Origin of the sequence: Paenibacillus chungangensis (assembly GCF_042675905.1) — a bacterium.
In the GTDB taxonomy this organism is placed as follows: Bacteria; Bacillota; Bacilli; order Paenibacillales; family Paenibacillaceae; genus Pristimantibacillus; species Pristimantibacillus chungangensis.
Genome location: NZ_JBHTJZ010000002.1, coordinates 1 through 22,787 on the forward strand (window position 1 = coordinate 1; position 22,787 = coordinate 22,787).

Here is a 22,787-nt window from a genome sequence, read left to right on the forward strand (position 1 = left end):
GGGCTTATCCTATCTGCTTTCCGATATGAATCGGGAGCAACCAGCTAAAGTAAGTAAGCAACTTTCGTATCCAGTTTTCAGGGCGCAAGCCTTGAGGAAAAGATCATTTGGTTTTGAGATGAACCTTCATCGAGAAACACCGTTTGGTGGCGATGGCGGAGGGGAACCACGCGTTCCCATCCCGAACACGACCGTTAAGCCCTCCAGCGCCGATGGTACTTGGACCGCAGGGTCCTGGGAGAGTAGGGCGTCGCCAAGCACGAATAACCTGTCGCANCGAAGCTATATCACGAAATGAATTCATCCGGTGCGGAATGGGCGTCGCCAAGCACGAATAACCTGTCGCAGATGACTGCGGCAGGTTTTTTGTGCGTAGCCAGACGCTCTTCTCCCAACGGGAGAGTGTTCGAACCTCCGATCGAAGTAATACGAAGCAGCAGGCCCGGCCCTAGCGGAAGGTTCAAACGCCGACCTCGAAGCTATATCAAGAAGTGAATTCATCCGGTGCGGAATGGGCGTCGCCAAGCACGAATAACCTGTCGCATATAACTGCGGCAGGTTTTTTGTGCGTAGCTGGACGCTTCTCTCCTAAAGGGAGAGTGTTCGAACCTCGGATCGAAGTAATACGATGCAACTGAGCGTGCATGTGTGTGAAAAAGTTACTACTTGGTTCATGTGGTAGAAGACACAATTTGGGAAGCTATGAAATCAATTGAGCGAAATCTCCTATTTTACAGCGGCGCATGGATCGCTTTGGGAGACTACGTACAAAATGTCAGGTTTGAGTAGTGGATTAGCTACAGTTTAAAGAACTATTGTAAAAACGTACAAGTAGGTTGGTTTGTACTTTGATCAACTATATAGGAAGAGGCGGTTGCTCATAACTGCCAAGCTCCTTTGTATCCTCTATTATGTTAAACTAATAGCATATTGGTTAACTGGAGGCAAGAGCGATGCAAGAGACAATAGAAATGAAAAAATTGGGACACGAGTTATTCGATCAGTCGTTAGAGCTGTCAGAGTTCGCATTCCAACTTAAAAAAACGCCGGAACAAAAAGAGAAGCTAAGAGCCATGACACTTGAGGAAGCGGCGGATCGCTGGGCTATATTTGCTAACGATCATCTGGCTGCACAAGTGACGGTGCTTGACCTGCAAACGTATATAGCAGGGAAACCATTCTCGATGGGAGGAGTCGCAAATGTAGCTACATGGCCGGAATATCGAAGAAGAGGATATGTGGCTAAGCTGTTAGTTCACGCCATACAAGAGATGAAGAAAAGAGGGCAGCTTCTCTCATTCTTGTCACCGTTCTCCTTCCCGTTCTACAGGAAGTTCGGATGGGAAACATATACCGAGCATAAAGTCTACACGATCGAAACGAAACAATTGCCGCCTCGTTCCCCGTACCCAGGACAAATGGTTCGAGAAGTGGACTACGAATCGCTTCATACGATATATGAGCTTTATGCAGCTCAATACAACGGTATGCTTCTGCGATCTGAAGTTTGGTGGAAGTATCGTATACCTCAGAGAAAGTCAGGTTCTGTTGTTACTTATCGCGATTGCGATGGTAAGAAGCAGGGTTACCTTATCTACGAGGTTAACAACAGGATAATGTCGGTTCATGAACTGATCTATTTAAAGGATGAAGCAAGGCGTGCTTTATGGTCATTTATTGCCCAGCACGATTCAATGATTGATCATGTTCAGCTCCGTGCTCCTGTAGACGATTTACTAGCCGATACACTAGCCGACCCTCGAATCAAGCAGGAGATTAGCCCTTACTTTATGGCAAGAATTATCGATGCCGAGGCATTTATCAAGGCATATCCCTTCCTGCAAGGGGAGCAAGATCAATGTACGATTGAGCTTCATGACGAATACGCGCCGTGGAATACGGGAAAATATGAATGGAGCATTGATAAGGAAGGAAACGGGTGTCTGAGGCGGTTGTCTAATGAAGAAGCGATGCAGATGAAAGGTATTGCATTAGATATCGGCACATTGTCGACATGGTTAATGGGATATCGCAGTGGTGGACAATTATCGGGATATCAGCGGATTCAAGGTGATCTCGCAGCAATTAACCGCTTGCAGAATCGTATTCCCGAACATAAAACCTATTTGTCCGACTTTTTTTAAGTAAATGTGCAAATGAGTTCGGAAATGCCTAAATTGCGGGAAATTTCTTGATTTTACTGCGCCTTGACAGCCCTAGACCCCTCTGCTAATATTGCAATAATATACGTGAGAGGTACTGAAAAAAAGGGAGGAACATACTCGTGTGGGAAACGAAATTCGCTAAAGAAGGGCTAACGTTCGACGACGTATTGCTTATTCCGCGCAAATCGGAAGTGTTGCCGAGGGAGGTTAACATCTCGACTCAATTGAGCGAGAACGTTAAATTGAATATCCCGCTGATCAGCGCTGGTATGGATACGGTCACGGAGTCGGCTTTGGCGATCGCAATCGCTCGTGAAGGTGGAATCGGGATTATTCATAAGAACATGTCCGTTGCGCAGCAAGCGGAAGAAGTAGACCGTGTCAAGCGTTCGGAAAGCGGCGTGATTACGAACCCATTCTCACTTACACCTGATCATCATGTCTACGATGCAGAGGAACTGATGGGCAAGTACCGTATCTCCGGTGTTCCGATCGTAGACGAGAACAATCATCTTGTCGGTATATTGACGAATCGAGATCTGCGCTTCGTACACGATTACTCCATTAAAATTAGCGAAGTAATGTCGAGGGACAACCTGGTCACTGCACCGGTAGGAACGACTTTGCAAGAAGCTGAAGTTCTTCTGCAGCAGCACAAAATCGAGAAGCTCCCATTAGTCGATGAAGAAAATACACTGAAAGGTCTTATCACGATCAAGGATATCGAGAAGGCCATCCAGTTCCCGAATGCGGCGAAGGATTCTCACGGCCGCTTGCTGTGCGGCGCAGCGGTAGGCATCTCTAAGGATACAATGGACCGTGCAGAGGCGCTTGTGAAGGCAGGAGTGGACGTGCTGGTCGTAGACTCCGCCCATGGGCATCACATCAATATTATTGAAGCAGTCCGCAAGCTGCGTCAGACATATCCTGACCTTACGATTATCGCGGGCAATGTAGCCACTGGCGATGCAACTCGCGAGTTGATCGAAGCAGGCGCATCCGTCGTCAAGGTAGGAATCGGACCTGGCTCGATATGTACTACGCGTGTCATTGCAGGGATCGGTGTTCCGCAAATTACGGCGATTTACGACTGTGCGTCCGTCGCGAGAGAGTATAATGTACCGGTCATTGCAGACGGCGGCATCAAGTACTCCGGCGACATCTCGAAGTCCATTGCTGCCGGAGCAAGCGCGATTATGATTGGAAGCTTGTTCGCAGGAACTGCAGAGAGCCCTGGCGAGACGGAAATCTTCCAAGGGCGCAGCTTTAAGGTATATCGTGGCATGGGCTCCATTGGCGCCATGAAGGAAGGTAGCAAGGATCGTTACTTCCAGGAGAACGACAACAAGCTCGTTCCTGAAGGCATCGAAGGTCGCGTCCCTTATAAGGGCCCGCTAGCTGATACGGTTCACCAACTGCTAGGCGGCTTGCGCTCGGGCATGGGCTATTGCGGTACAGCGACTCTGGAAGAGCTGCAGAACGATACAAGCTTTATTCGCATTACCGGCTCCGGCTTGCGCGAGAGTCATCCACACGATGTTCAAATAACGAAAGAAGCACCAAACTACTCCCTATAATTCACCTCTAATACGGGGTCAGGCAGAGACATTAACAGCGCTACGGCTGAGTGTCTCTGCTTTTATTTTGCACGCATGCAAATATGAAGGAATCTTCATGCGCTTGCGCCCTAAGACAGGTTTAAAAAAGGACGCCTCGTATGTTACAATTGTTAACGGACAATATAATCGAAATGGGGAAATCAAAGTGAACGCAAGAAGGAAGAAGAAATCACTATTGTCCGTCATCGCTGCCAGCATGGCACTGTGGGTGGCGGTGTTGTCAATTGGGGCGCCCAGTGCGCTGGCGGTTGGCTTTAACGATAGGCCAAGTACAGATAATGAGCTAGGCTTGCAAGTGAAGTCTGCAATTCTTATAGAAGCGGATTCCGGTCAGGTACTATATGAAGTATTAGCGGATGAACCGCTTCCGATTGCTAGTATGACGAAGTTAATGACGGAATATATTGTGCTGAAGGAAATCCAAACCGGTCGGCTGAACTGGGATGAAGTTGTGACGATTACGAAGGAAGCGGCTGATACTGATCCGGCGGAATCACAAGTATTCCTGGCAGAGGGCGATAAGCACACTGTCAGGGAATTATATATCGCTATGGCGGTGGGATCGGCGAACGATGCGACGAAAGCGCTGGCGATTCAAGTTGCGGGCAACCTCGAAGCATTTATTGACAAGATGAATGAAACGGCGGACGAACTGGGACTGGAGTCCGCAATATTCACCAGCGTTACCGGACTTGAAGATACGACAGTGATGTCCGCATACGATGTGGCTATGCTGGGACGCACGATTCTAAGAGACTATCCGGAGTTCCTTGAATTCTCCGGTATTCAAGAGTACAAGTTCCGTGAACGCGACAAGAAGCCGATGGTCAACTTCAATTATATGCTGGGCGCTAACGTTAATAACGAGTTCCTGAGAAAGCTTGCTTATGAAGGTGTCGACGGAATGAAGACAGGATTCATTAATGCTGCCGGGTATAATTTCGCAGGCACTGTGAAACGCGGTGATCTTCGGTTCATCAGCGTTGTAATGGATACAAGCTCCAAAAATCAGCGTTTTTATGAAACGGCAACACTTTATAACTATGGCTTCAATAATTTTGAGAAGAAAACGGTGGTATCCCCAAAAACGGTTGTAGAAACGCTAGAAACCGTAGAGGTTAAAAAAGGAGTAAATAAGACTGTCCCAGTCGTAACGGATCGCGACATTACCATTATGGTGAAAAAGGGAGCGAATCCGCAAATGGAGATGACGAGCAGCAGCTTAACGCCAAAAGAAGAACTGGTTGCTCCGATCGCAGCGGGTACAAAGGTCGGCACGGTAACTTATACCTATGCGGATGAAGCGACAGGCAACGATCTCCAGTATACGGTAAATCTTGTGACGACGGAAGAAGTGGAGAAGGCAAGTTGGCTGAAATTGTTGTTTAGGGCGATTGGCGAATTTTTCACCAAGCTGTTCGACAGCATCATGAACCTGTTCTAGGCGGGAAATCTATACTTGTGGATTAGCTGTGGTTCCTGTAAAATCAATGGTTAGAACAACTTCGGCAGTTATACTTTGATGGATGATAATAGGAGGAACGAAAAGATGGAAACTGGTACTTCACGTGTAAAGCGCGGTATGGCAGAAATGCAAAAAGGCGGCGTAATCATGGACGTTATGAACGCCGAACAAGCGAAAATTGCGGAGGCGGCAGGTGCCACGGCAGTTATGGCGCTTGAGCGCGTTCCTTCCGATATCCGCGCCGCTGGCGGCGTTGCTCGCATGGCTGATCCTACAATCGTAGAGGAAGTCATGAAGGTCGTATCCATTCCGGTGATGGCCAAGGCGCGTATCGGTCATTATGTGGAAGCGAAGGTTTTGGAATCCATGGGCGTAGACTATATCGACGAGAGTGAAGTGCTTACCCCAGCGGACGAAGTTTTCCATATTAGCAAGAATGAATTCACTGTGCCGTTCGTCTGCGGTGCGAAGGATCTGGGCGAAGCATTGCGCCGTATTCAAGAGGGAGCGGCGATGCTTCGTACGAAGGGAGAGCCAGGGACAGGCAACATCGTTGAAGCAGTGCGTCATCTGCGTCTTATTAACGGCCAGATTCGCAAAGTACAGGGCCTGTCGAAGGACGAGCTGTACAACGAAGCGAAGCTGCTGGGCGTGCCTTACGAGCTGTTGCTTCAAGTGCATGAGAGCGGCAAGCTGCCTGTCGTGAACTTTGCCGCAGGCGGCGTGGCTACACCATCAGATGCGGCACTCATGATGCATCTGGGCGCAGACGGTGTATTCGTCGGTTCCGGTATCTTCAAGTCCGAGAATCCGGATAAATTCGCTCGCGCGATCGTGGAGGCGACTACTCATTATCAGGACTACAAGCTAATCACAGAAGTATCTAAAAACCTGGGTACGCCGATGAAAGGCATTGAAATCTCCAAGCTTGACGCATCACAGCGTATGCAAGATCGTGGAATTTAAGATTTGTTAAAGCTTAAGGAGACGGTCCATCCTGTATAGTAGGGTGGACCGTCCGTTCGTACAAAGGAGATGAAGCAGTAATGAAAGTAGGCGTACTGGCGCTGCAAGGCGCCGTTGCGGAGCATATACGCAGCTTGGAGGCGGCTGGTGCGGAAGCTGTGGCAATTAAGCGTGTGGAACAGCTTGACGATGTCCATGGGCTAATCATTCCGGGAGGAGAGAGCACCACGATTGGCAAGCTAATGCGGAAGTACGGCTTCATGGAGGCGATAGCTGAGTTCTCTGATAAGGGAAAGCCGCTATTCGGTACATGCGCCGGCCTAATCGTATTGGCGGATCGCATCGAGGGGGATGAGGAAGCTCATCTTCGTCTGATGGATATGACAGTCGCCAGGAATGCATTCGGACGCCAGCGCGAGAGCTTCGAGACGGACCTGACGGTGAAGGGGATCGATGAACCGATCCGTGCCGTCTTTATACGCGCTCCATTGATCAAATCGGTCGGTGACGGCGTAGATGTACTATCCGAATATAATGGTGAGATTGTGACAGCCAGACAAGGCTCGCTTCTCGCAGCCTCATATCATCCGGAATTGACAGATGACTATCGGTTGCATGCTTATTTCCTTGAGATGGTGAAGGAAGCGGCTGCTGCAAGTGTATAAGGATATAGCATGACATAATACTCTCTTTAGAGGGGAGCTTGAACAACGTGTTGGATGTAAAATTATTGCGCTCCGACTTCGATAAAGTGGAGCAAGCGCTACAAAATCGCGGCGCATCTCTTGATATGGTGAAAGATTTTCCTGAGTTGGACGCGAAGCGGCGCGAACTGATTCAGGAGACGGAGCAGTTGAAAAACCGACGCAATGTGGTGTCACAGGAAGTAGCCCAACTGAAGCGCTCCGGAGGCGATGCGGAATCGCTTATTCTGGAGATGCGGGAGGTGGGAGACCGAATTAAAGCACTGGACGAGGAGCTGCGTCAGCTGGATGAGCAAGTTACCGAGATCGCTATTGCTATTCCGAACATCCCGCATGAAAGCGTGCCGGTAGGCGCTTCTGAAGACGATAATGTGGAGATCCGCCGTCATGGCGAAGTGCCTGCATTCTCCTTCGAGCCGAAAGCGCACTATGAACTGGCTCATGACCTTGGCATTCTGGACTTCGAGCGTGCATCCAAGGTAACAGGATCCAGATTCGTCTTCTATCGCGGTCTTGGCGCACGCCTGGAGCGGGCTCTAATCAGCTTCATGATGGATCTGCATAGCGATCAACATGGGTACGAAGAAGTGCTGCCGCCTTATATCGTCAATCGGGACAGCTTGGTTGGCACAGGCCAGCTGCCTAAGTTCGAAGAGGATCTGTTCAAGCTGGTGGATACGGATTATTACCTTATTCCAACAGCAGAGGTGCCTGTAACGAACATTCATCGCGATGAGATTATGGACGCCAATGATCTGTCCAAGAACTTCGTCGCCTACAGCGCGTGCTTCCGCTCTGAAGCAGGAGCTGCTGGGCGTGACACGCGCGGATTGATTCGCCAGCATCAATTCAACAAGGTAGAGCTGGTGAAGCTGGTCAAGCCGGAGGACTCCTATACGGAGCTGGAGAACTTGACTGCCCATGCGGAGAAGGTGCTGCAGCTGTTAGGGCTTCCATACCGCGTTCAGCTGCTGTGCACGGGAGATATGGGCTTCGCCTCGGCGAAGACATACGATCTTGAAGTATGGCTGCCAAGCGCAGATACCTATCGCGAGATATCGTCCTGTACGAACTTTGAAGAGTTCCAGGCGCGCCGCGCAAGCATTCGCTTCCGCCGCGAAGCGAAGAGCAAGCCGGAATTCGTGCATACGCTGAATGGCTCAGGATTGGCTGTAGGGCGTACGGTTGCCGCCATCATGGAGAATTATCAGCAAGCTGACGGGTCGATTGTCATTCCGGAAGCTCTTCGTCCTTACATGGGCGGCTTGGAAGCCATCACAGCCAAGTAAAGCATCAATCTTGGATGAAATCTTGGATGAACGATGAACTGTTACCTTGACGCAATATACCCTATCTTTACGACTAACTGGAAAAAGTACAGGTAGATGTTTGAAAATAGGGAGCAAGGATGTACCTAACTGGAAAAAGTACAGGTAGATCTCGGTGTTTAAGAGTTTTCTAGCCGAAATGGCAAAAACAACTGTCGCTTTTCCAGTTAAATCTGGAGAAACAAGCCAATCTAGTGCAATGAACTGTCGTTTTTCCAGTTAGCGATCAATTTTAGCCCGTCCGTTGACTGAGTTGTTACCATGGGTCAAATTAACGGTTGATATTTCAATTTGACCTGTGGTACAATATCTTTTGTCAGTCACAATTAAATTTCTGGAGAGGTACCGAAGTGGTCATAACGGGGCGGTCTTGAAAACCGTTAGGGTGCAAGCTCACGTGGGTTCGAATCCCACCCTCTCCGCCAGAATGAATATTCTACCATTAGAGGCCTGAGGGCCCCCAGTAAAGTATGGAATACATAATGTAATGTAAATTACGCTTGAGCGCTTATCGCTTGGGCGTTTTTTTATGGCTTGGATCGTATAAAAGGGGTGAACCTTTCGCATCTTAACGATGTGGAGGTGCTTAATGAATGGCGAAGTCAGATGAGCTCCGTATAGACCAGCAGAAGCTGGTGCAAGCTTGGCAAGAAACCTTGCCCAGAGTCATGAATAGCCCCGATCGGAGCGAAGTAAAAGCCGATGAAGCTGACGAACGCTCGTTGCGGGTGACGATACATGCGGCAGGGCATCAGATGTATGAGTTTGATTTCAAGGTTACTTATGTGGATAGCAGGGAAGTAAAGGTAGAACTTGTCGATGTGGAGAAGGATAACGTCTCTATCGATGAGCGGAACGACATCGTGCAGCAGCTGACGCAGGATTATATCCGGCATCTGCACGAATGCGCACAAGCGCTGCATCAGTTAACACATGCATAGAGGGGGAAGATCGCGATGACGAAAGCGAAAGGCACAGCAGATAAAAATTTGTCCAATGTCGTTGAAGCGCTGGAGACAGAACCGGTCAATAGCCATCATGCTCAACAGCTTCAGCAGGGCAAGAATGACCGACGGCATCAGGATTCGCTGAACTTCGACCAGCCAACGGACTTGAAGCATCAGCGTTAATAGCGGATGAGGGAGGGTTAAGCAATGGCCAAGTCAGAAAGTATACCGGTTCCGGAAAGCATCCCGCACAATGAGCGTAATCGAAAGGATAAGTCGGGCGGAGCCATGCAGGAGCCCATGTCAGGTTCCAAGAAGACAAAGCAGAAAAACCATGTGAGTCATCATAACCCTGAAGGATAGTATTAAATACCTAAACACTAGAATCCCATCCCCGCCTTTGGCAGGAGATGGGATTGTTTTGTAATTATTCACTTTCAAAACCACTATATATAGGATAGAATGGAGATGCTCAAAAAATAGATAGTGGAGGGAATTTACGATCATGAAGCAAGTAAAACGTTTGGCACTCATGGCTGTGCTGCTCACGGCAGTTATCGTGGCCGGGTGCAGCTCCAGTCAGCCGCCTAAGGAATCGCTGCAGACAGCGATGAAAAACACAATGGCTGCAGAGTCCTACAAAATGAATATGACTTTGCAAATCGATGATTTGCAACTGGGTGATCTTGCAGCTGAACAAACAGGCGGTATCGATGTAGCTGGCATTATTAAGGGAGCCAAGTTATCCGCAGATACTATGTATACAAAAGAGCCAATGCGCATGGACATGAACATGGAGATTAATCTTCCAGGCATGATGGACATGAAGCTGGCCGTTCCAATGATTGTAACGAAGGACGAAATGTACGTCAAAATTCCGAATCTGCCGATGCTTCCATTGCCTGAGCAATTATTCGATCAATATATTAAGATGGATCTGCAAGAACTGGCGGAGCAATCCGGGCAACAAATCTCCATGGATGTGGCAACACAACAGAAGATGGCCCAAGAGTTCGCCGCCGTATTCATGGACAACTTCGATGAGAAGACATACTTCACTGAAGTGAAAGCTGCCGATGCGGGACTGCCTGAAGGCATGAAAGCAGACCAGGTGGTCAAGTTCGCGATTACGAAGGACAACTACGATGGAACGGTTGATACGATGGTTAATAAAGTCGTTCCAGCTATCTTCGACCTTCTTCTGAATAATGAAGACTACCTGAATGCGGTAGGTCTGGAGAAAGCGCAAGTGGAAAGTGCAAAAGAGAGCTGGGATAACGACAAGGATCAAGCGCTGGATAGCTTCAAAGAACTGTTGACCGTCAATACGCTGGATATTACGACAGCTATTCAAGACAAGTATATGGTGCATCAGGACGTAAAGATTGATCTGGATCTGAAAAATCCGGAAGGCACTGGCGAGACGATGAAATTCATCATTTCTTTCGCCGCCCAATATTCCGACTTCAATAAGAAGCAAGAGCATCCTGAGCTTCCTGCAGATGCCATAACGATGGAGGAGCTGATGGAGCAGTTCCAAGCTCCTATGGGCATGTAATGATATCATAACGAACAACGTAACGGAAAGAGGCTCCTTGCCGCCAGCTTATGTGCTGATTGCGGCAAGGAGCCTTTGTTCATCGGATTAGACTACTTCAGAAATCTTATCGTCAAGGGATAACGGTAGCGGACGCCTTCATTCGCTTTCACGCTGGCGATAATGATCATGATGATGTAGAAAATGCCAAGGGCGATTAGCAACAAGATACCGATAACCACCAGTGTCAGCAGTCCGCAGACAATGCCATAGATCAAAATGCTGATCTGGAAGTTGAGCGATTCCTTGCCTTGATCGTCTACGAACATTGACTGATCCTTCTTCATCAGCCAGATGACAAGCGGTCCGATAATATTACCGAGTGGAATAAGGAATCCCGCGAACGCCAGTAGATGACACAGCATGCCGTATGTGCGTTCTTCTTTAAAGGAACCTCCGTCTGGATACATAGTGAACCTCCTCTTGTAGTTGGATGCACGTTGCCACGCAACGCGCAGCATCTTAGGAACAATATATCAAGGAAACCTTTGGCATGCAACAACAGATTATAGTAGAAGTACTTGCCAGGAACCGTATTCTTCTCTATACTAATACCTAGATAATCTATGTATAAATGAAATCTAGGTATAGGAGGATATGATGAAGGTTAATAAAGAGTTGATGAAAGGCAGCACGGTCACTCTAATCCTGTCTTTGTTGAGCCGCAAAGAGATGTACGGCTATGAGATGGTGAAGGGGATTGAGACAAGCTCGGGAGGTGTCTTCTCCTTCAAGGAAGGAACGCTGTATCCTATCTTGCATACGCTTGAGGCCGAGGGTTATGTGGAAGCGTACTGGATGGACGAGGGGGCTCGCAAGCGCAAGTATTATCGTCTTACAGACGAAGGGCGAATGCATCTGGAACAGAAGCAGAAGGAATGGAAGCTGTTCCGCACGACCGTAGATCGTGTCATCGGGGAGGGCGGAGCATGAGCGCGGCGATAAGGGAGCATCCGTCCGTCGTTGCTTATATGGAGCGGGTATGCTTCGAGGTGAAGGCGGCCGAGGTGCATGAAGAGATCCGTCTCGAGATGCTGAGCCATCTGGAGGACATCGTCGAAGAGAAGATGGCGAGAGAGGGGATGGCGGAGGAAGAGGCGATCGCCTGCGCCTTGCGGCAGATGGGCGATCCCATCGCTGCCGGCCGGGGACTGCATGCTGTGCATCGTCCGAAGCCGGAGTGGGGCGTGATGGCCTTGCTGGCAGGATTGATTATAGTAGCAGTAGTGGCTATCTATGTGGTCAATTTAACAAGGGGAGAGAGATACGAGGGGTTATGGGTCAACCAGATGGTTTACGGCTTGGCTGGGCTCGCTTGCCTGACCGTCTTCTACTTCCTTGATTACCGGAAGCTGCTGCGCTGGTCATTGCCGATGCACGCTGCTGCGGTGGGATTGCATCTTTCACTCCTTTGGATAGGCACTACGGTTAACGGCTCGAACCACTGGATAGTGGTAGGTGCCTTTGCTTTCAAGGCGACCGCTGTAACCCCATTCCTGTTCCTATTGGCGATCATCGGAATGATGCATCGCGAGAAGGATAGGATCAGTAATATGCAGTCTCCATTCCGCAGGGTGGTTATGGAAGCAGTGTTGTATGTGCTGATACCAGTAGTTCTGTACGCTGCAGCGAATGATATGGTTCATCTGACGATCTATGCGATAGGCGCCATTACAGTGCTCATGATGGCGGGCAGATGGAGAACGTTAGGGGCATCCATGCTGGTCATAACAGTCGTTATGTTCATACGGTTCCTGCTGGATCCGCTGCGATGGGAGAGGCTATGGAGTCGCCTCACCGGCTTTATTAGTCGTGAAGGGGACAGCGGCTATATGACAGCCCGGGCGATTGAAGCTATAGAGCAGGGCGGCATGTGGGGACAAGGGCTCAGGGCTGTATACGGTCCGCTCCCGTATCCATACAGCGATGCTTTGTATGCCCATCTGGTGTACAGCTTGGGATGGGTGGCGGGCAGCGTGATCGCTGTATTCTCTCTGTTGTTCGTCGGCAGATGCATACGCATGGGCATGAAGCTGAAGGATGGCTATGCCAGAGGGATTGTAGTGGGGTTGACTGCTGTATTGGGCACGAAGCTGCTATGGAACATTCTGATGTGTCTGGGCTTGCTGCCGATCAGCAGCATCCCTCTGCCGATTGTTCATGTCTCATCCATCACCGTCGTGGAGCTGGCGGCGATCGGGCTGATGCTGGGAGCGTACAGGAGAAAGGATATGATCCGCAAGCACGCTATAGAGCATTCCCCGCAGTCACTATTGCGATAACGGCGGGGAATGCTCTATAGGTGAACATGTCGGGCAGTCGGCTATGGATAAAGGTTAAGGCGCCACCTTCACAAGCAGGAGCGAGCGCAGACGGATCGGAGCTGCCTGCCACGCTTCGAAGAAGCCCGTCTTTTCTTTCACCCATGCCGACTGCAGGCGGATATCGTACTCGCCGGGCTGTCGGATCTGGACGCGTCCAAGCACAGAATGAACTTCCTCATAGGGATGCTGGCAAGTCGGCGTATCCTCCAGCAGCATGTCCACAGCGGGAATGCAGCTTATTTGCTGTCCGGCGACAGTGGCGACCACTTCCTGATGGCAGTGATCCGACCACTCCTGATTGAATCGCTTGAATGCAATCATGACGACGTCGAATTCGCCCGGCTCCAGCATCGTGAAGGACCAGCCGGCCTCGTTCCCCGCCTCGCCCCCTGACATCACCTTCGCATGGGCGATATCGAGCCGGATATTGCCGGTAGGGAGCTGCAGCCAGCGCGGATCGACATGCGGCTTGCCGTCCAGCTCCAGCGCCACGACGGATACGACGTCGTCCGGTGCCGATAGCGGAAGCGTGACATGCAGCTGATGTAAGCCGACAGCTTCATGATAATGTTGCTGTACGGCCAGCGGCTTGCGGGCTTCGTCGTCGGCGTCGTCTCCCTGCAGGACGTAAGCATGGCGTATCGCATTGTTCAGCCCGTACAGATGGATGCTACCCTTGCTCCAGTACGGTCCATGGATCAGAAGATACATCGTCGTATCCCGAACGGTGATCGCTCCCCATTCCTGTTCATAGTGGAACGGGCTGGGGGTCGTATCGTAGATCGCTTCACCGAACCTGCTCGTCCATCTCCCCACTGCTTCCAGCCTCTCTACCGATTCATCCGGTATGTCGCCTTCCGCGGTCGGTCCTACATTAAGCAGCAGATTGCCGCCCTTGCTCGCGACATCCACCAGCTTCCGAATAAGCGCCTCGCTCGATTTCCACGATTGATCCTTGTTCTGATAACCCCAGGAATCGTTCAATGTCATCGGAGTCTCCCAAGGCCGGCTATCCTCGCCGTGCATAGGAATCTCGTTATCCCCTTTGGAGCTGTAGTCTCCCGCATATTGCGGCCAGTGGCTGACCCGGCTGTTGATCAGGCATGCCGGCTGATGCTCTCTCACCCAATTGATTATCTCCTGACTGTCCTTCTTCGACAGTCCCCCCGCCGTATCGAACCAGATCAGGCCGACAGGCCCGTACTTCGTCAGCAGCTCCTTCACCTGCGGCTTCGCCTTACGGTTCCAATACGCATAGAAGGCCTTCTCTTCCAAGGGGTAATCCCATGTGTTGTTATAAAATTCATGAATAGCATGAGGATGATGCCAATCGATGACGTGAGAATAATAGAAGCACATGCGAAGGCCTTCCCTCTGACACTCTTCCGCCAGCTCCTTCATGGGATCGCGGCGGAACGGCGTGGCGTCGACGATATTGAAGGGATCATGCTCGGAATGATACATCGCGAAGCCGTCATGATGCTTGGCCGTCACGACGATATATTTCATGCCGGCTGCTTTCGCCAGGGCCACCCACTCTCTGGCATCGAACTTGACGGGGTTGAACCGCTCCGCCAGCTTCTCGTACTCTTTCACCGGAATCTTCGCCCCTGACATATGCCATTCTCCCTTGCCGTGAAGCGCGTACAATCCCCAATGCACGAACAAGCCGAACTTGGCCGCCTTCCACCATTGCATACGGTCTGCTTCTTGAGCCTCAATGACCGGACCGGATAAACTCATCAGCTGCGACACCCTTCCCTCATCGGTTTTTTTGATTAGGATACTGTGATCAATATAACGGAAACGCTTTCTTCTAACAACAAGCATGTTTTCAGGAATAGGGACATTCCTCACAATCGCAGCTTCTGCACATATTTTATCCCCTGCACATTTCCGGGCGAAGCGAGATGCAGCGGCACTTTTGGGAATCGGTAAAGGAATTGTACGCGGGGCGTGTGTCGATTAATCAGTCTCGATTCGTAATCTTAGCTTCTGCATATGGGGTGAAGCATTGCTTCTTTACCCCATCATCAGCCATGGAGTAAGGTTACACTATATCTCGGCAGGAGAAAACGAAATTGATATGAAAGCGTATTCCAACAATCGGAAGTGAGGAGAAGATAATCGTGATCGTGATGAAGGCCTATTGGAAGAAGTTGCTGCATAGCTGGCAGTTGCATGTCCTGTTTTTTCTCCCGCTGATGTATGTACTGATCTTCAAATATTATCCCATGTACGGCGCGCAGATCGCTTTTCGCGATTTTGTCGCATCGAAAGGGGTTATGGGCAGTGAGTGGGTGGGGCTGGAGCATTTTATTCGTTTTTTCCAGTCTTATGACTTCTGGCGTATATTGGGCAATACGCTGGAGCTTGCACTGTATCAGCTTGCTGTAGGCTTCCCCTTCCCCATTATTCTGGCTCTGAGCCTGAACTACGTGAGAAGCGGCAGATTCAAGCGCAGCGTGCAAATGATCACCTATGCGCCGCATTTCATCTCTGTAGTGGTCATGGTCGGCATCATTCTTCAGTTTCTTGACCCGCGGACCGGCATGATTAACAATGCTCTGGGGTTACTAGGCATGGAGCCGATTCACTTTATGGCCGATCCGGCATTGTTCAAGTCGATCTATGTCTGGTCGGATATTTGGCAGAATGTCGGATGGGGCTGTATCGTCTACTTGGCGGCGCTAGCCAGCATTAACCCCACGCTTCATGAAGCTGCGGTTGTGGATGGCGCCAGCATCGTACGGCGGATATGGCATGTAGATATTCCGGGCATCCTGCCCATAACGATTATATTGCTCATTCTGAACACCGGCAATTTGATGGATCTTGGCTTTGAGAAAGTCTTGTTAATGCAGAATCCTCTCAACCTGAGCGCGTCCGAGATTATTGATACGTACGTGTACAAGGTCGGATTGTCTTCTGCGGTTGTGAATTTCTCCTATGCGACAGCAATCGGTTTGTTCAAGTCGGTCATTAATCTAACACTGCTCGTTCTATTGAATCAAGCCGCCCGCAAGGTCGGACAAGAAAGCTTATGGTAGGAGGCGGGACAGGAATATGGAACAATCTCACCTGTTGAACTCGAGAGGCGACAAGGCCTTTCTTACTTTCAATAGCTTAATGCTATGGCTCATTCTGCTCGTCGTCCTGTATCCGCTTATTTATATCGTCAGTGCATCCTTCAGCAATCCGGAGGCTGTAGCCTCAGGCAGAGTATGGCTGTTCCCGGTTGACCCTACCTTGGACGGATACAAGGCTGTGTTCAAGCATGATATGATTCTGACGGGGTTCTCCAACTCCTTCTTCTATATGATAGTAGGAACGGTCTTCAATGTGCTGATGACGGTGCTGGCGGCGTATCCGTTGTCTCGGAGGGACTTCTTCGGGGGCAAGGTGTTGATGCTGCTGTTCGTCTTCACCATGATGTTCGATGGCGGATTGATTCCGCGCTACATTCTGGTGAAGGATCTGGAGTTGCTGAACACGCGATGGGCACTTATTATTCCGGTCGCATTGGGCGTGTGGCATGTTATTATTACTAGAACCTACTTCCGAGTGACGATATCGAACGAGCTGTTGGAAGCGGCCCGCATCGATGGCTGCAATGACTTCCGCTTCGTATGGCGAATCGTGCTGCCGCTGTCGGCACCGATATTGGCCGTTATCAGTCTGTTCTATGCGGTCGGGCACTGGAATCAATATTTTAACGCGCTGATCTTCCTGAAGGACCCCGGGCTCTATCCTCTGCAGCTCGTATTGAAGCAGATATTAGTGGAGAACGAGGTGGATATCAGTATGGTTGGCGACGTCGCCGATCTGGCGATGCGCGCGCAGCTTCGCGATCTGCTGAAGTATTCGCTTATTATAGTCGCCACTGTTCCTGTGCTGGCCATCTATCCTTTCGTGCAGAAGCACTTCGTGAAAGGGGTGATGATCGGCTCGTTGAAGGAGTAGTGTGCGTAGGCTGGACAAGCTGAATGACCAATTCGATGAACAAAGGGGAAGAGGACACGTGAAAAAAACGTCTTTCAAGCTTCTTGCTGTGCTGATGGTGCTGACGCTAATTGTAGCGGGCTGCGGATCGAAGAACGATGGCAATTCCGCAAGCCCTGGCTCTGGTTCCGGCAATAATAGTGCTGGGGAAGCGGGAGGAAAGGGTCAAGTTAAGAGCGGTATCAAACTTACGGAACCAGGCAATATGAAGGTGTCGGAGGAGAAAGTGACGCTGAAGGTGATGGTCGGCGCCAAAATTGAAGGCGATTACAATACGAACTGGTTCACGCAATGGCTGGAGGAGCAGACGAATGTTCATGTGGAGTGGGAAGTCGTGCCGAAGGACAGCATGGCAGAGAAGCTGAACCTGGCGCTGGCGAGCGGCGATTATCCCGATGTCATCATGAACATGAAGGTTAATCTGACGCAGCAGCAGCTATACGGAAGCCAAGGCATCTTCCTGCCGCTCAATGAGCTGATTGAGGAGCATGGCGTAGAGACGAAGAAGGCGCTGACCACTCTTGAGGATAAGGATCAATATTATTCGCTGGACGGGAATATCTATTCTCTGCCTAGCTTCAATGATTGCTATCATTGCAACCGGGATCAGAAGCTGTGGATCTATAAGCCTTGGCTGGATAAGTTGAATCTGGAGATGCCGCAGACGACGGATCAGCTGTATGAAGTGCTGAAGGCGTTCAAGGAGCAAGACCCGAACGGCAATGGCAAGGCGGATGAGATTCCATATGCAGGGGCGGTGAAGGATTGGCAGAGCAGTGTGCATAACTTCCTGATGAATGCATTCATCTTCACGGATACGAAGAACCAGTTCAAGTTCACTTACTTGAATGGCGATAAAGTGGATATTATTGTGAACAAGCCGGAGTTCAAGGAAGGGCTCGGCTATATGCGCAAGCTATATCAGGAAGGGCTTATTGCGCCTGAGACGTTCACGCAGAAGAGAGAGCAGCTGAGGCAACTGGGCGACGGCAAGGGCGATCCTATTCTGGGAGCTTTCCCGTCGGGCTGGATGGCTTCAGCCACCTATCTGAATGGCGAGAGCGGCCGTTGGCTGGAGTACGTCACCGTGCCGGCTCTGGAAGGACCAAGCGGGACAAGATATGCAGGCTTCGGCCCTTATGCCGGTATCATTCATGGCGACTTCATTATTACGGACAAGGCGAAGCATCCGGAAGTGGCATTGCGCTGGGGTGATAACTTCTTCCGAGAAGAAGTGATGCTAAGAGCATTGTACGGCAAGGAAGGGGAGAACTGGCGTTACGCGCAAGAAGGGGAGAAGGGCATTAACGGCGAGCCGGCCAAGTATGTCATTCTGGAGCGTTCCAAGCCGGAGGAGAATATCATTTGGGATCAGAGCATGCCGTCCGTTCGTACAGCGGAGTTCCGGCTAGGTGAAGGGATCACGGATCCAGAGACGAATCTGGAATATATTTTGTACCATGAGTCGAAGAACAATTACGATCCCTATGTGCCGGACAAATCGATGATTTTGCCGCCGCTCTTATTCAGCAAGGAGCAATCTTCGGAGCTGCTTGACTTGCAGACGACGCTGGATAGCTATATGGAAGAGATGATTGCGAAATTCATCATTGGCCAAGCCAACATTGAGGCCGAGTGGGATGCTTATCTGAAGACGCTGGACAATATGAAGCTTGAGCGTTATCTCGGTATTTTGCAGGAAGCGTACGATTCCCGTTATTAGTAGGATAGGAGAAGGGCGAGGGCATCCTTGTCCTTCTCTTCCATTCATCAGAGGCGGGAGTATTCTCACATGGAAGGCATGTATGTGGTAGAATGTAGGGAACCTTCATTATCTATACCATGACAGAGAGTTGGGATTGCGGCTTATGATATCTGACAAGACTACGATTCTACTGCGGTTTCTCATCCCTTATATGCTTATGATGCTGATTCCGCTAAGTATCGGCTTTTTTGTCTATCATAAAACGGTAGATGTGCTGGAAGATGAAGTGGTGGAGAAGAATATGGCTTTGCTGCAGCAGAGCAAGAAGGTGCTGGATGCACAACTGGAGGAAGTGGAGTTGTTCGCGCAAAATATGACGACGCATCCTAAGGTCGTGTCTTTTCAGTACGAGCGGGATGTATTCCATCGCGATCAAGTGTATAAAACATTGGAAATTAGGAAAGCGGTTTCAAGTGTTGTTCAGCAAAGCCGATTTATTGACGACTTCCTATTGTTGTTCAAAAATAGCGAGCTGGCCCTGACCGCGGACTCTACATATAAGTGGGCTGAATTGTATCCCGGATTTCTCCGTTACGGACAATATGATTACACGTCTTGGCGGCAATTGATGCTTGCTGACGAGGGAAGCCGCTATTTGCCGGCGGAGCGTGTGCATCTGGAAGGGAAGGCCATGAATAGGGTGACGTATCTGGCTCCGATCGGCGCGCCGATTGCCTTTAACGGCATGCTGGCTGTCATGATGGATAACCGTCACTTTACCGAATTGCTGCAAGGAATGGAGCTGTCGCAAGATGGCTGGGCGTATATTGCAGATCGGAATGGAACGGTCATTAGTTACTTGTCTGCCAGCGGCCAACCGCCAATGCCCCTTCAGCTGCAAGGAAGGGAGGGCGTCTTGGCTCCTGAGGATGGGGACGATAGCGGCCTGATCGTAACTTACACCACCTCGGATTATAACGATTGGGTGTACGTAGCCGCGCAGCCGTCCGATCTACTGTTCTCCAAGGTGCACTACATTCGCAATATCTCGCTCATTATTCTCGCCGCAATGGGGCTGATCGGGCTGTTGCTTGCTTCTGTCCTCGCTTATCGGAACAGCCGTCCGATTCGCAAGATAGCCCTCTCGATAATGGAGCTGCAGGGGAAGGCGACGCAGCCGATGAAGGATATTCACCATTTCATTCAACAAGCAGTGACCAGGCTCGCTCTCGATAACAGGAAGCTCCAGAATAAAGTGGAGGCGCAGATGCCGCTCTTGCGTGCCGCAATGTTCGAACGGCTGCTTAAGGGGGATTTCGCCAATCGCGACGAGCTGCAGATGATTATGCAGCATGCCGAGATGAACCCGCCGGAGAGCAACTATTATCTGATCGCGGTCATCGATATAAGAGGGGACTGGAATTCTCTCAGTCTGGAGCTGCTTCAGCAGCTGGATGTGCGCCGAATCGTATTGAAGGAATGGCTTGAGGATATTAGCGATTATTCCTGCTTGATTCACGATTTAAGTGAGGGCAAGCTTGCGGTCATGCTGTCCAGCTCCGAGAGCGATGAGCGTGCAGCCGTCGGCATAATCGAGCGGAAGCTAAGAGAGAAGGAGACCGCGTATTACGATCAATTCCATACTCAATTCGCCGTGGCGCTGGGTAGCTGCAGCCGGGATCTGATGCAGATGTCACGCTCTTATGAAGAAGCCTTGTTGGCACTGCACTATATGAGACCGAACGATATGCACTACATCGTCCGTCATGACGAGGTCCCCCGATCATCCTCCAGCTTCTATTATCCCGCCGAGCTGGAGACCCGGTTATCGAATCTGATCAGGGCGGGGGAGACGGCGGGAGTGGAGAAACTGCTGGAGGAGCTGTATGAAGAAAATTTTCGTCAGCGCCATCTGTCGCTTCAGATGTCGAAGCTGCTATTGTTCGAAGTATGCGGCAGTCTCATGAAGGTGCTGGATTATGTGTCGCTGAAATCGTCTGATCTTGCGGAGCAAGCCCAACAGCTGGTGGATCATATCGGCCATTCCAGTGAGAGCGAACCGCTATTCAGGCAGTTATCGCAATGGATGGCGGAAATTAGCTTGCAGATGGCGAAGCGGAAGCGCAGTCGGAATGAACAGCTGAAGCAAGAGATGCTGGAGCGGGTGAAGCGGAGCTACGGCGATGCCGGCCTGTCGCTGCTGTCGATGGCAGATGAGCTGCAGATGTCGGAGACGTATCTGTCCCAGTTCTTCAAAGAGCAGACGGGCGTTACGTTCAGCGAGTATGTGAATAATCTGCGCATGGAGCAAGCCCGAATGCTGCTGCGCGAGACGGACTTGCCTATCCATGAAGTGACGGAGCGTATCGGCTATCAATCCTCCAATACATTCTGCCGCGCATTCAAGCGGATTAACGGTGTGACCCCGACGAAGTACAGACAAGAAGAGAGAACGCAGCAGCCCTCCGGTCATGCGAGGGCTTAGTGTCGAGGATGGAGCCTGCAGCGTGAACGCTCCTTCTTATAAAAGAGAATGCAGGTCGTCAGCCATACGGCTGACAGGCGCTTCCGTTATTGCTGTAAGTCCATAAGCGTAGGTTGGCCGGGGCGTCTCCATGATCTGCTTGTCGATCAGCTGGGCTCCGTTGAGCTCATCCAGACGCATGGACAGCATGCGCGGCGTGATGGAGCCAAGTGCGGTACGAATGTCCTGGAACCGGTCATATTGCATATGCAGGGCGATTAGGACAGGCATATTCCAAGCTCTCGCAGACAATAGGCCATGTCCGATCTCGGTATCTGCATATCGCATTGCCTTCGCTGCCTCCCGGTATAACCGCCCCTTATCCGTAAGCTGATATTCAGGCAATAGAGGATGTCGGCGTTCATAGGGTGATAGATGCCTGAGCAAGCCTAGCGCATTAAGCTGCTTCAAGTTGCCGCTAAGCCGGGCTGGCGCAATCTGCAGCTGATTCTGCAGAGGGGTGAATCGTCCACCGCTGCTCTCCAGAGCGAGCAGGATCGGAATGACCCACCGGCCCGACAGCTCTTTCGACAAGGCAATGATCTGCCGTGCGTTGCTCAAAGCTCCGTTAATTGCTCCGATAACATGAACGAGTGTCCATCCGGATCAATGAACGTCGCCAGCTTCACGAAGTCCGGTATAACCTCGATATCCCCGATGAACGTAACGCCATCCTTCTTCAGCTTGTCCACGGCAAGCTCGATATTCTCCACATCGAATACGGTAGATGAAGTGGAAGGGACAACGGAATCTGCTTCTGAGAACCCGATCAAGCAATTCTCCGTATTTGTCTTCACCATCGTTATGCCGCTTTCCTGATCATGATAAAGCAGCTCGAAACCCAGTTTCTCTGTATAAAACGCCAAGGTGTGATCAATATTTTTGACACTGTACCATACGGTTACGCCTGGAACATACATGGTATCGCCCTCCTTTTATACCGTTATTATACTTAGTATAATTTCGGTAGTAAAGAGGGAGATGTAGTTCCATACAAAAAACCTCCCGCAATTGATCGCAAGGAGGCCGTATAGTTACCACTTATTATCCGGTTGAAACGGTCGCTCTTCGGTCTGCCTTCCGTCACAATCAACGACGGGCAAACGCAGCAGAGACACGGGTTTTTCATAAATGGCGCGCCCGATACGATTCGAACGTACGACCTGCAGTTTAGGAAACTGTCGCTCTATCCTGCTGAGCTACGGGCGCGCGTACTTCACATTTTACCACGGCTGGATGAGGGGCGCAACTTGCAATTGCTGCTGTCTGTTCACATCGACTGAGCGGCATAAGTTAAAACATTTAAATTAGATTGAGATATTCTGGAATTGGTATATAATATAGTAGTTGTGACCTATTGGATTGTGAATATGGGTAATATTTAGTAGATAACGATAGATATATCCCATATTATAGGCTTTATTTTGTTGTGTCTTGTCAT

At 50.3% G+C, this 22,787-nt stretch carries 21 protein-coding genes, 2 tRNA genes and 1 rRNA gene; 18 read left to right on the top strand and 6 right to left on the bottom strand.

The features are described 5' to 3' along the window. Nucleotides 1-142: 142 nt before the first annotated feature. Nucleotides 143-259: ribosomal RNA gene (rrf, locus tag ACFQ2I_RS00010) — 5S ribosomal RNA — on the top strand. A gap of 28 nt (nucleotides 260-287) precedes the next feature. On the opposite strand, the gene ACFQ2I_RS00015 is transcribed toward rrf, so the two are convergent. Next, complete coding sequence (locus tag ACFQ2I_RS00015) at nucleotides 288-464, bottom strand: hypothetical protein (protein WP_377561378.1); 177 nt, start codon at nucleotides 462-464, stop codon at nucleotides 288-290. 489 nt (nucleotides 465-953) lie between these two features. Between ACFQ2I_RS00015 and ACFQ2I_RS00020 the strand changes: the two genes are divergently transcribed. The 11 genes from ACFQ2I_RS00020 to ACFQ2I_RS00070 all read left to right on the top strand — a co-directional run bounded on the left by ACFQ2I_RS00020 (nucleotide 954) and on the right by ACFQ2I_RS00070 (nucleotide 10,752). Beyond that, the gene (locus tag ACFQ2I_RS00020; protein ID WP_377561380.1) at nucleotides 954-2,144 is read left to right on the top strand and encodes a GNAT family N-acetyltransferase; all 1,191 of its coding nucleotides are present in this window, start codon (nucleotides 954-956) and stop codon (nucleotides 2,142-2,144) included. A 140-nt stretch (nucleotides 2,145-2,284) separates the two neighbouring features. After that, nucleotides 2,285-3,742: an IMP dehydrogenase gene (gene guaB, locus ACFQ2I_RS00025; protein ID WP_377561381.1), complete on the top strand. Its 1,458-nt coding sequence runs from the start codon at nucleotides 2,285-2,287 to the stop codon at nucleotides 3,740-3,742. Nucleotides 3,743-3,929: 187 nt separating this feature from the next. Continuing rightward, on the top strand, nucleotides 3,930-5,228 hold the full coding sequence (locus tag ACFQ2I_RS00030; protein ID WP_377561382.1) for a D-alanyl-D-alanine carboxypeptidase family protein: 1,299 nt from the start codon (nucleotides 3,930-3,932) through the stop codon (nucleotides 5,226-5,228). A 105-nt stretch (nucleotides 5,229-5,333) separates the two neighbouring features. Further along, on the top strand, nucleotides 5,334-6,215 hold the full coding sequence (gene pdxS / locus ACFQ2I_RS00035) for a pyridoxal 5'-phosphate synthase lyase subunit PdxS (protein WP_377561383.1): 882 nt from the start codon (nucleotides 5,334-5,336) through the stop codon (nucleotides 6,213-6,215). An 80-nt stretch (nucleotides 6,216-6,295) separates the two neighbouring features. Beyond that, the gene (gene pdxT, locus ACFQ2I_RS00040) at nucleotides 6,296-6,880 is read left to right on the top strand and encodes a pyridoxal 5'-phosphate synthase glutaminase subunit PdxT (RefSeq protein ID WP_377561384.1); all 585 of its coding nucleotides are present in this window, start codon (nucleotides 6,296-6,298) and stop codon (nucleotides 6,878-6,880) included. A gap of 47 nt (nucleotides 6,881-6,927) precedes the next feature. Next, the gene (gene serS, locus ACFQ2I_RS00045; RefSeq protein ID WP_377561385.1) at nucleotides 6,928-8,208 is read left to right on the top strand and encodes a serine--tRNA ligase; all 1,281 of its coding nucleotides are present in this window, start codon (nucleotides 6,928-6,930) and stop codon (nucleotides 8,206-8,208) included. 375 nt (nucleotides 8,209-8,583) lie between these two features. Further along, nucleotides 8,584-8,672, top strand: a tRNA-Ser gene (locus tag ACFQ2I_RS00050). Nucleotides 8,673-8,840: 168 nt separating this feature from the next. Beyond that, complete coding sequence (locus tag ACFQ2I_RS00055; protein ID WP_377561386.1) at nucleotides 8,841-9,188, top strand: hypothetical protein; 348 nt, start codon at nucleotides 8,841-8,843, stop codon at nucleotides 9,186-9,188. 15 nt (nucleotides 9,189-9,203) lie between these two features. Continuing rightward, nucleotides 9,204-9,377 (top strand): hypothetical protein, encoded by a 174-nt coding sequence (locus ACFQ2I_RS00060; protein ID WP_377561387.1) that lies wholly within the window; start codon nucleotides 9,204-9,206, stop codon nucleotides 9,375-9,377. A 24-nt stretch (nucleotides 9,378-9,401) separates the two neighbouring features. Continuing rightward, nucleotides 9,402-9,557 carry a small acid-soluble spore protein P gene (locus ACFQ2I_RS00065; protein ID WP_377561388.1) on the top strand — a complete coding sequence of 52 codons (156 nt, stop codon included), beginning with the start codon at nucleotides 9,402-9,404 and terminating at the stop codon, nucleotides 9,555-9,557. Between the two features lie 142 nt (nucleotides 9,558-9,699). After that, nucleotides 9,700-10,752 carry a hypothetical protein gene (locus tag ACFQ2I_RS00070; protein ID WP_377561389.1) on the top strand — a complete coding sequence of 351 codons (1,053 nt, stop codon included), beginning with the start codon at nucleotides 9,700-9,702 and terminating at the stop codon, nucleotides 10,750-10,752. Nucleotides 10,753-10,844: 92 nt separating this feature from the next. On the opposite strand, the gene ACFQ2I_RS00075 is transcribed toward ACFQ2I_RS00070, so the two are convergent. Beyond that, nucleotides 10,845-11,201 carry a DUF4870 domain-containing protein gene (locus ACFQ2I_RS00075; RefSeq protein WP_377561390.1) on the bottom strand — a complete coding sequence of 119 codons (357 nt, stop codon included), beginning with the start codon at nucleotides 11,199-11,201 and terminating at the stop codon, nucleotides 10,845-10,847. A 190-nt stretch (nucleotides 11,202-11,391) separates the two neighbouring features. Between ACFQ2I_RS00075 and ACFQ2I_RS00080 the strand changes: the two genes are divergently transcribed. Both ACFQ2I_RS00080 and ACFQ2I_RS00085 read left to right on the top strand, forming a co-directional pair. Next, nucleotides 11,392-11,724, top strand: coding sequence for a PadR family transcriptional regulator (locus ACFQ2I_RS00080; protein WP_377561392.1), 333 nt, complete (start codon nucleotides 11,392-11,394; stop codon nucleotides 11,722-11,724). After that, the gene (locus ACFQ2I_RS00085; RefSeq protein WP_377561393.1) at nucleotides 11,721-13,073 is read left to right on the top strand and encodes an FtsW/RodA/SpoVE family cell cycle protein; all 1,353 of its coding nucleotides are present in this window, start codon (nucleotides 11,721-11,723) and stop codon (nucleotides 13,071-13,073) included. Before ACFQ2I_RS00080 ends, ACFQ2I_RS00085 begins: the two co-directional genes overlap by 4 nt. 54 nt (nucleotides 13,074-13,127) lie before the next feature. Here the strand turns inward: ACFQ2I_RS00085 and ACFQ2I_RS00090 are convergent, their stop codons facing one another. Next, the gene (locus tag ACFQ2I_RS00090) at nucleotides 13,128-14,858 is read right to left on the bottom strand and encodes an alpha-L-fucosidase (RefSeq protein ID WP_377561394.1); all 1,731 of its coding nucleotides are present in this window, start codon (nucleotides 14,856-14,858) and stop codon (nucleotides 13,128-13,130) included. A 395-nt stretch (nucleotides 14,859-15,253) separates the two neighbouring features. Between ACFQ2I_RS00090 and ACFQ2I_RS00095 the strand changes: the two genes are divergently transcribed. The 4 genes from ACFQ2I_RS00095 to ACFQ2I_RS00110 all read left to right on the top strand — a co-directional run bounded on the left by ACFQ2I_RS00095 (nucleotide 15,254) and on the right by ACFQ2I_RS00110 (nucleotide 21,307). Further along, entirely contained in the window at nucleotides 15,254-16,165 is a 912-nt protein-coding gene (locus ACFQ2I_RS00095; RefSeq protein WP_377561527.1) for an ABC transporter permease, read from the top strand. Between the two features lie 16 nt (nucleotides 16,166-16,181). Further along, a complete protein-coding gene (locus tag ACFQ2I_RS00100; protein WP_377561396.1) occupies nucleotides 16,182-17,078 on the top strand; it encodes a carbohydrate ABC transporter permease in 897 nt (298 codons plus the stop codon). A 58-nt stretch (nucleotides 17,079-17,136) separates the two neighbouring features. Then, complete coding sequence (locus ACFQ2I_RS00105) at nucleotides 17,137-18,840, top strand: ABC transporter substrate-binding protein (protein ID WP_377561397.1); 1,704 nt, start codon at nucleotides 17,137-17,139, stop codon at nucleotides 18,838-18,840. A gap of 145 nt (nucleotides 18,841-18,985) precedes the next feature. Then, complete coding sequence (locus tag ACFQ2I_RS00110; protein WP_377561398.1) at nucleotides 18,986-21,307, top strand: helix-turn-helix domain-containing protein; 2,322 nt, start codon at nucleotides 18,986-18,988, stop codon at nucleotides 21,305-21,307. A 36-nt stretch (nucleotides 21,308-21,343) separates the two neighbouring features. Here the strand turns inward: ACFQ2I_RS00110 and ACFQ2I_RS00115 are convergent, their stop codons facing one another. The 3 genes from ACFQ2I_RS00115 to ACFQ2I_RS00125 all read right to left on the bottom strand — a co-directional run bounded on the left by ACFQ2I_RS00115 (nucleotide 21,344) and on the right by ACFQ2I_RS00125 (nucleotide 22,555). Continuing rightward, nucleotides 21,344-21,907 (bottom strand): winged helix-turn-helix transcriptional regulator, encoded by a 564-nt coding sequence (locus ACFQ2I_RS00115; RefSeq protein WP_377561399.1) that lies wholly within the window; start codon nucleotides 21,905-21,907, stop codon nucleotides 21,344-21,346. Beyond that, nucleotides 21,904-22,266 (bottom strand): VOC family protein, encoded by a 363-nt coding sequence (locus tag ACFQ2I_RS00120; RefSeq protein ID WP_377561400.1) that lies wholly within the window; start codon nucleotides 22,264-22,266, stop codon nucleotides 21,904-21,906. Before ACFQ2I_RS00120 ends, ACFQ2I_RS00115 begins: the two co-directional genes overlap by 4 nt. 212 nt (nucleotides 22,267-22,478) lie before the next feature. Beyond that, nucleotides 22,479-22,555, bottom strand: a tRNA-Arg gene (locus tag ACFQ2I_RS00125). Nucleotides 22,556-22,787 lie beyond the last annotated feature (232 nt).

Coding starts and splice junctions, on each gene's coding strand:
- ACFQ2I_RS00020 (WP_377561380.1), top strand. CDS start 954: ATGCAAGAGACAATAGAAATGAAAAAATTGGGACACGAGTTATTCGAT.
- pdxS (WP_377561383.1), top strand. CDS start 5,334: ATGGAAACTGGTACTTCACGTGTAAAGCGCGGTATGGCAGAAATGCAA.
- pdxT (WP_377561384.1), top strand. CDS start 6,296: ATGAAAGTAGGCGTACTGGCGCTGCAAGGCGCCGTTGCGGAGCATATA.
- ACFQ2I_RS00055 (WP_377561386.1), top strand. CDS start 8,841: ATGGCGAAGTCAGATGAGCTCCGTATAGACCAGCAGAAGCTGGTGCAA.
- ACFQ2I_RS00060 (WP_377561387.1), top strand. CDS start 9,204: ATGACGAAAGCGAAAGGCACAGCAGATAAAAATTTGTCCAATGTCGTT.
- ACFQ2I_RS00065 (WP_377561388.1), top strand. CDS start 9,402: ATGGCCAAGTCAGAAAGTATACCGGTTCCGGAAAGCATCCCGCACAAT.
- ACFQ2I_RS00070 (WP_377561389.1), top strand. CDS start 9,700: ATGAAGCAAGTAAAACGTTTGGCACTCATGGCTGTGCTGCTCACGGCA.
- ACFQ2I_RS00075 (WP_377561390.1), bottom strand. CDS start 11,201: ATGTATCCAGACGGAGGTTCCTTTAAAGAAGAACGCACATACGGCATG.
- ACFQ2I_RS00080 (WP_377561392.1), top strand. CDS start 11,392: ATGAAGGTTAATAAAGAGTTGATGAAAGGCAGCACGGTCACTCTAATC.
- ACFQ2I_RS00085 (WP_377561393.1), top strand. CDS start 11,721: ATGAGCGCGGCGATAAGGGAGCATCCGTCCGTCGTTGCTTATATGGAG.
- ACFQ2I_RS00090 (WP_377561394.1), bottom strand. CDS start 14,858: ATGAGTTTATCCGGTCCGGTCATTGAGGCTCAAGAAGCAGACCGTATG.
- ACFQ2I_RS00095 (WP_377561527.1), top strand. CDS start 15,254: ATGAAGGCCTATTGGAAGAAGTTGCTGCATAGCTGGCAGTTGCATGTC.
- ACFQ2I_RS00100 (WP_377561396.1), top strand. CDS start 16,182: ATGGAACAATCTCACCTGTTGAACTCGAGAGGCGACAAGGCCTTTCTT.
- ACFQ2I_RS00110 (WP_377561398.1), top strand. CDS start 18,986: ATGATATCTGACAAGACTACGATTCTACTGCGGTTTCTCATCCCTTAT.
- ACFQ2I_RS00120 (WP_377561400.1), bottom strand. CDS start 22,266: ATGTATGTTCCAGGCGTAACCGTATGGTACAGTGTCAAAAATATTGAT.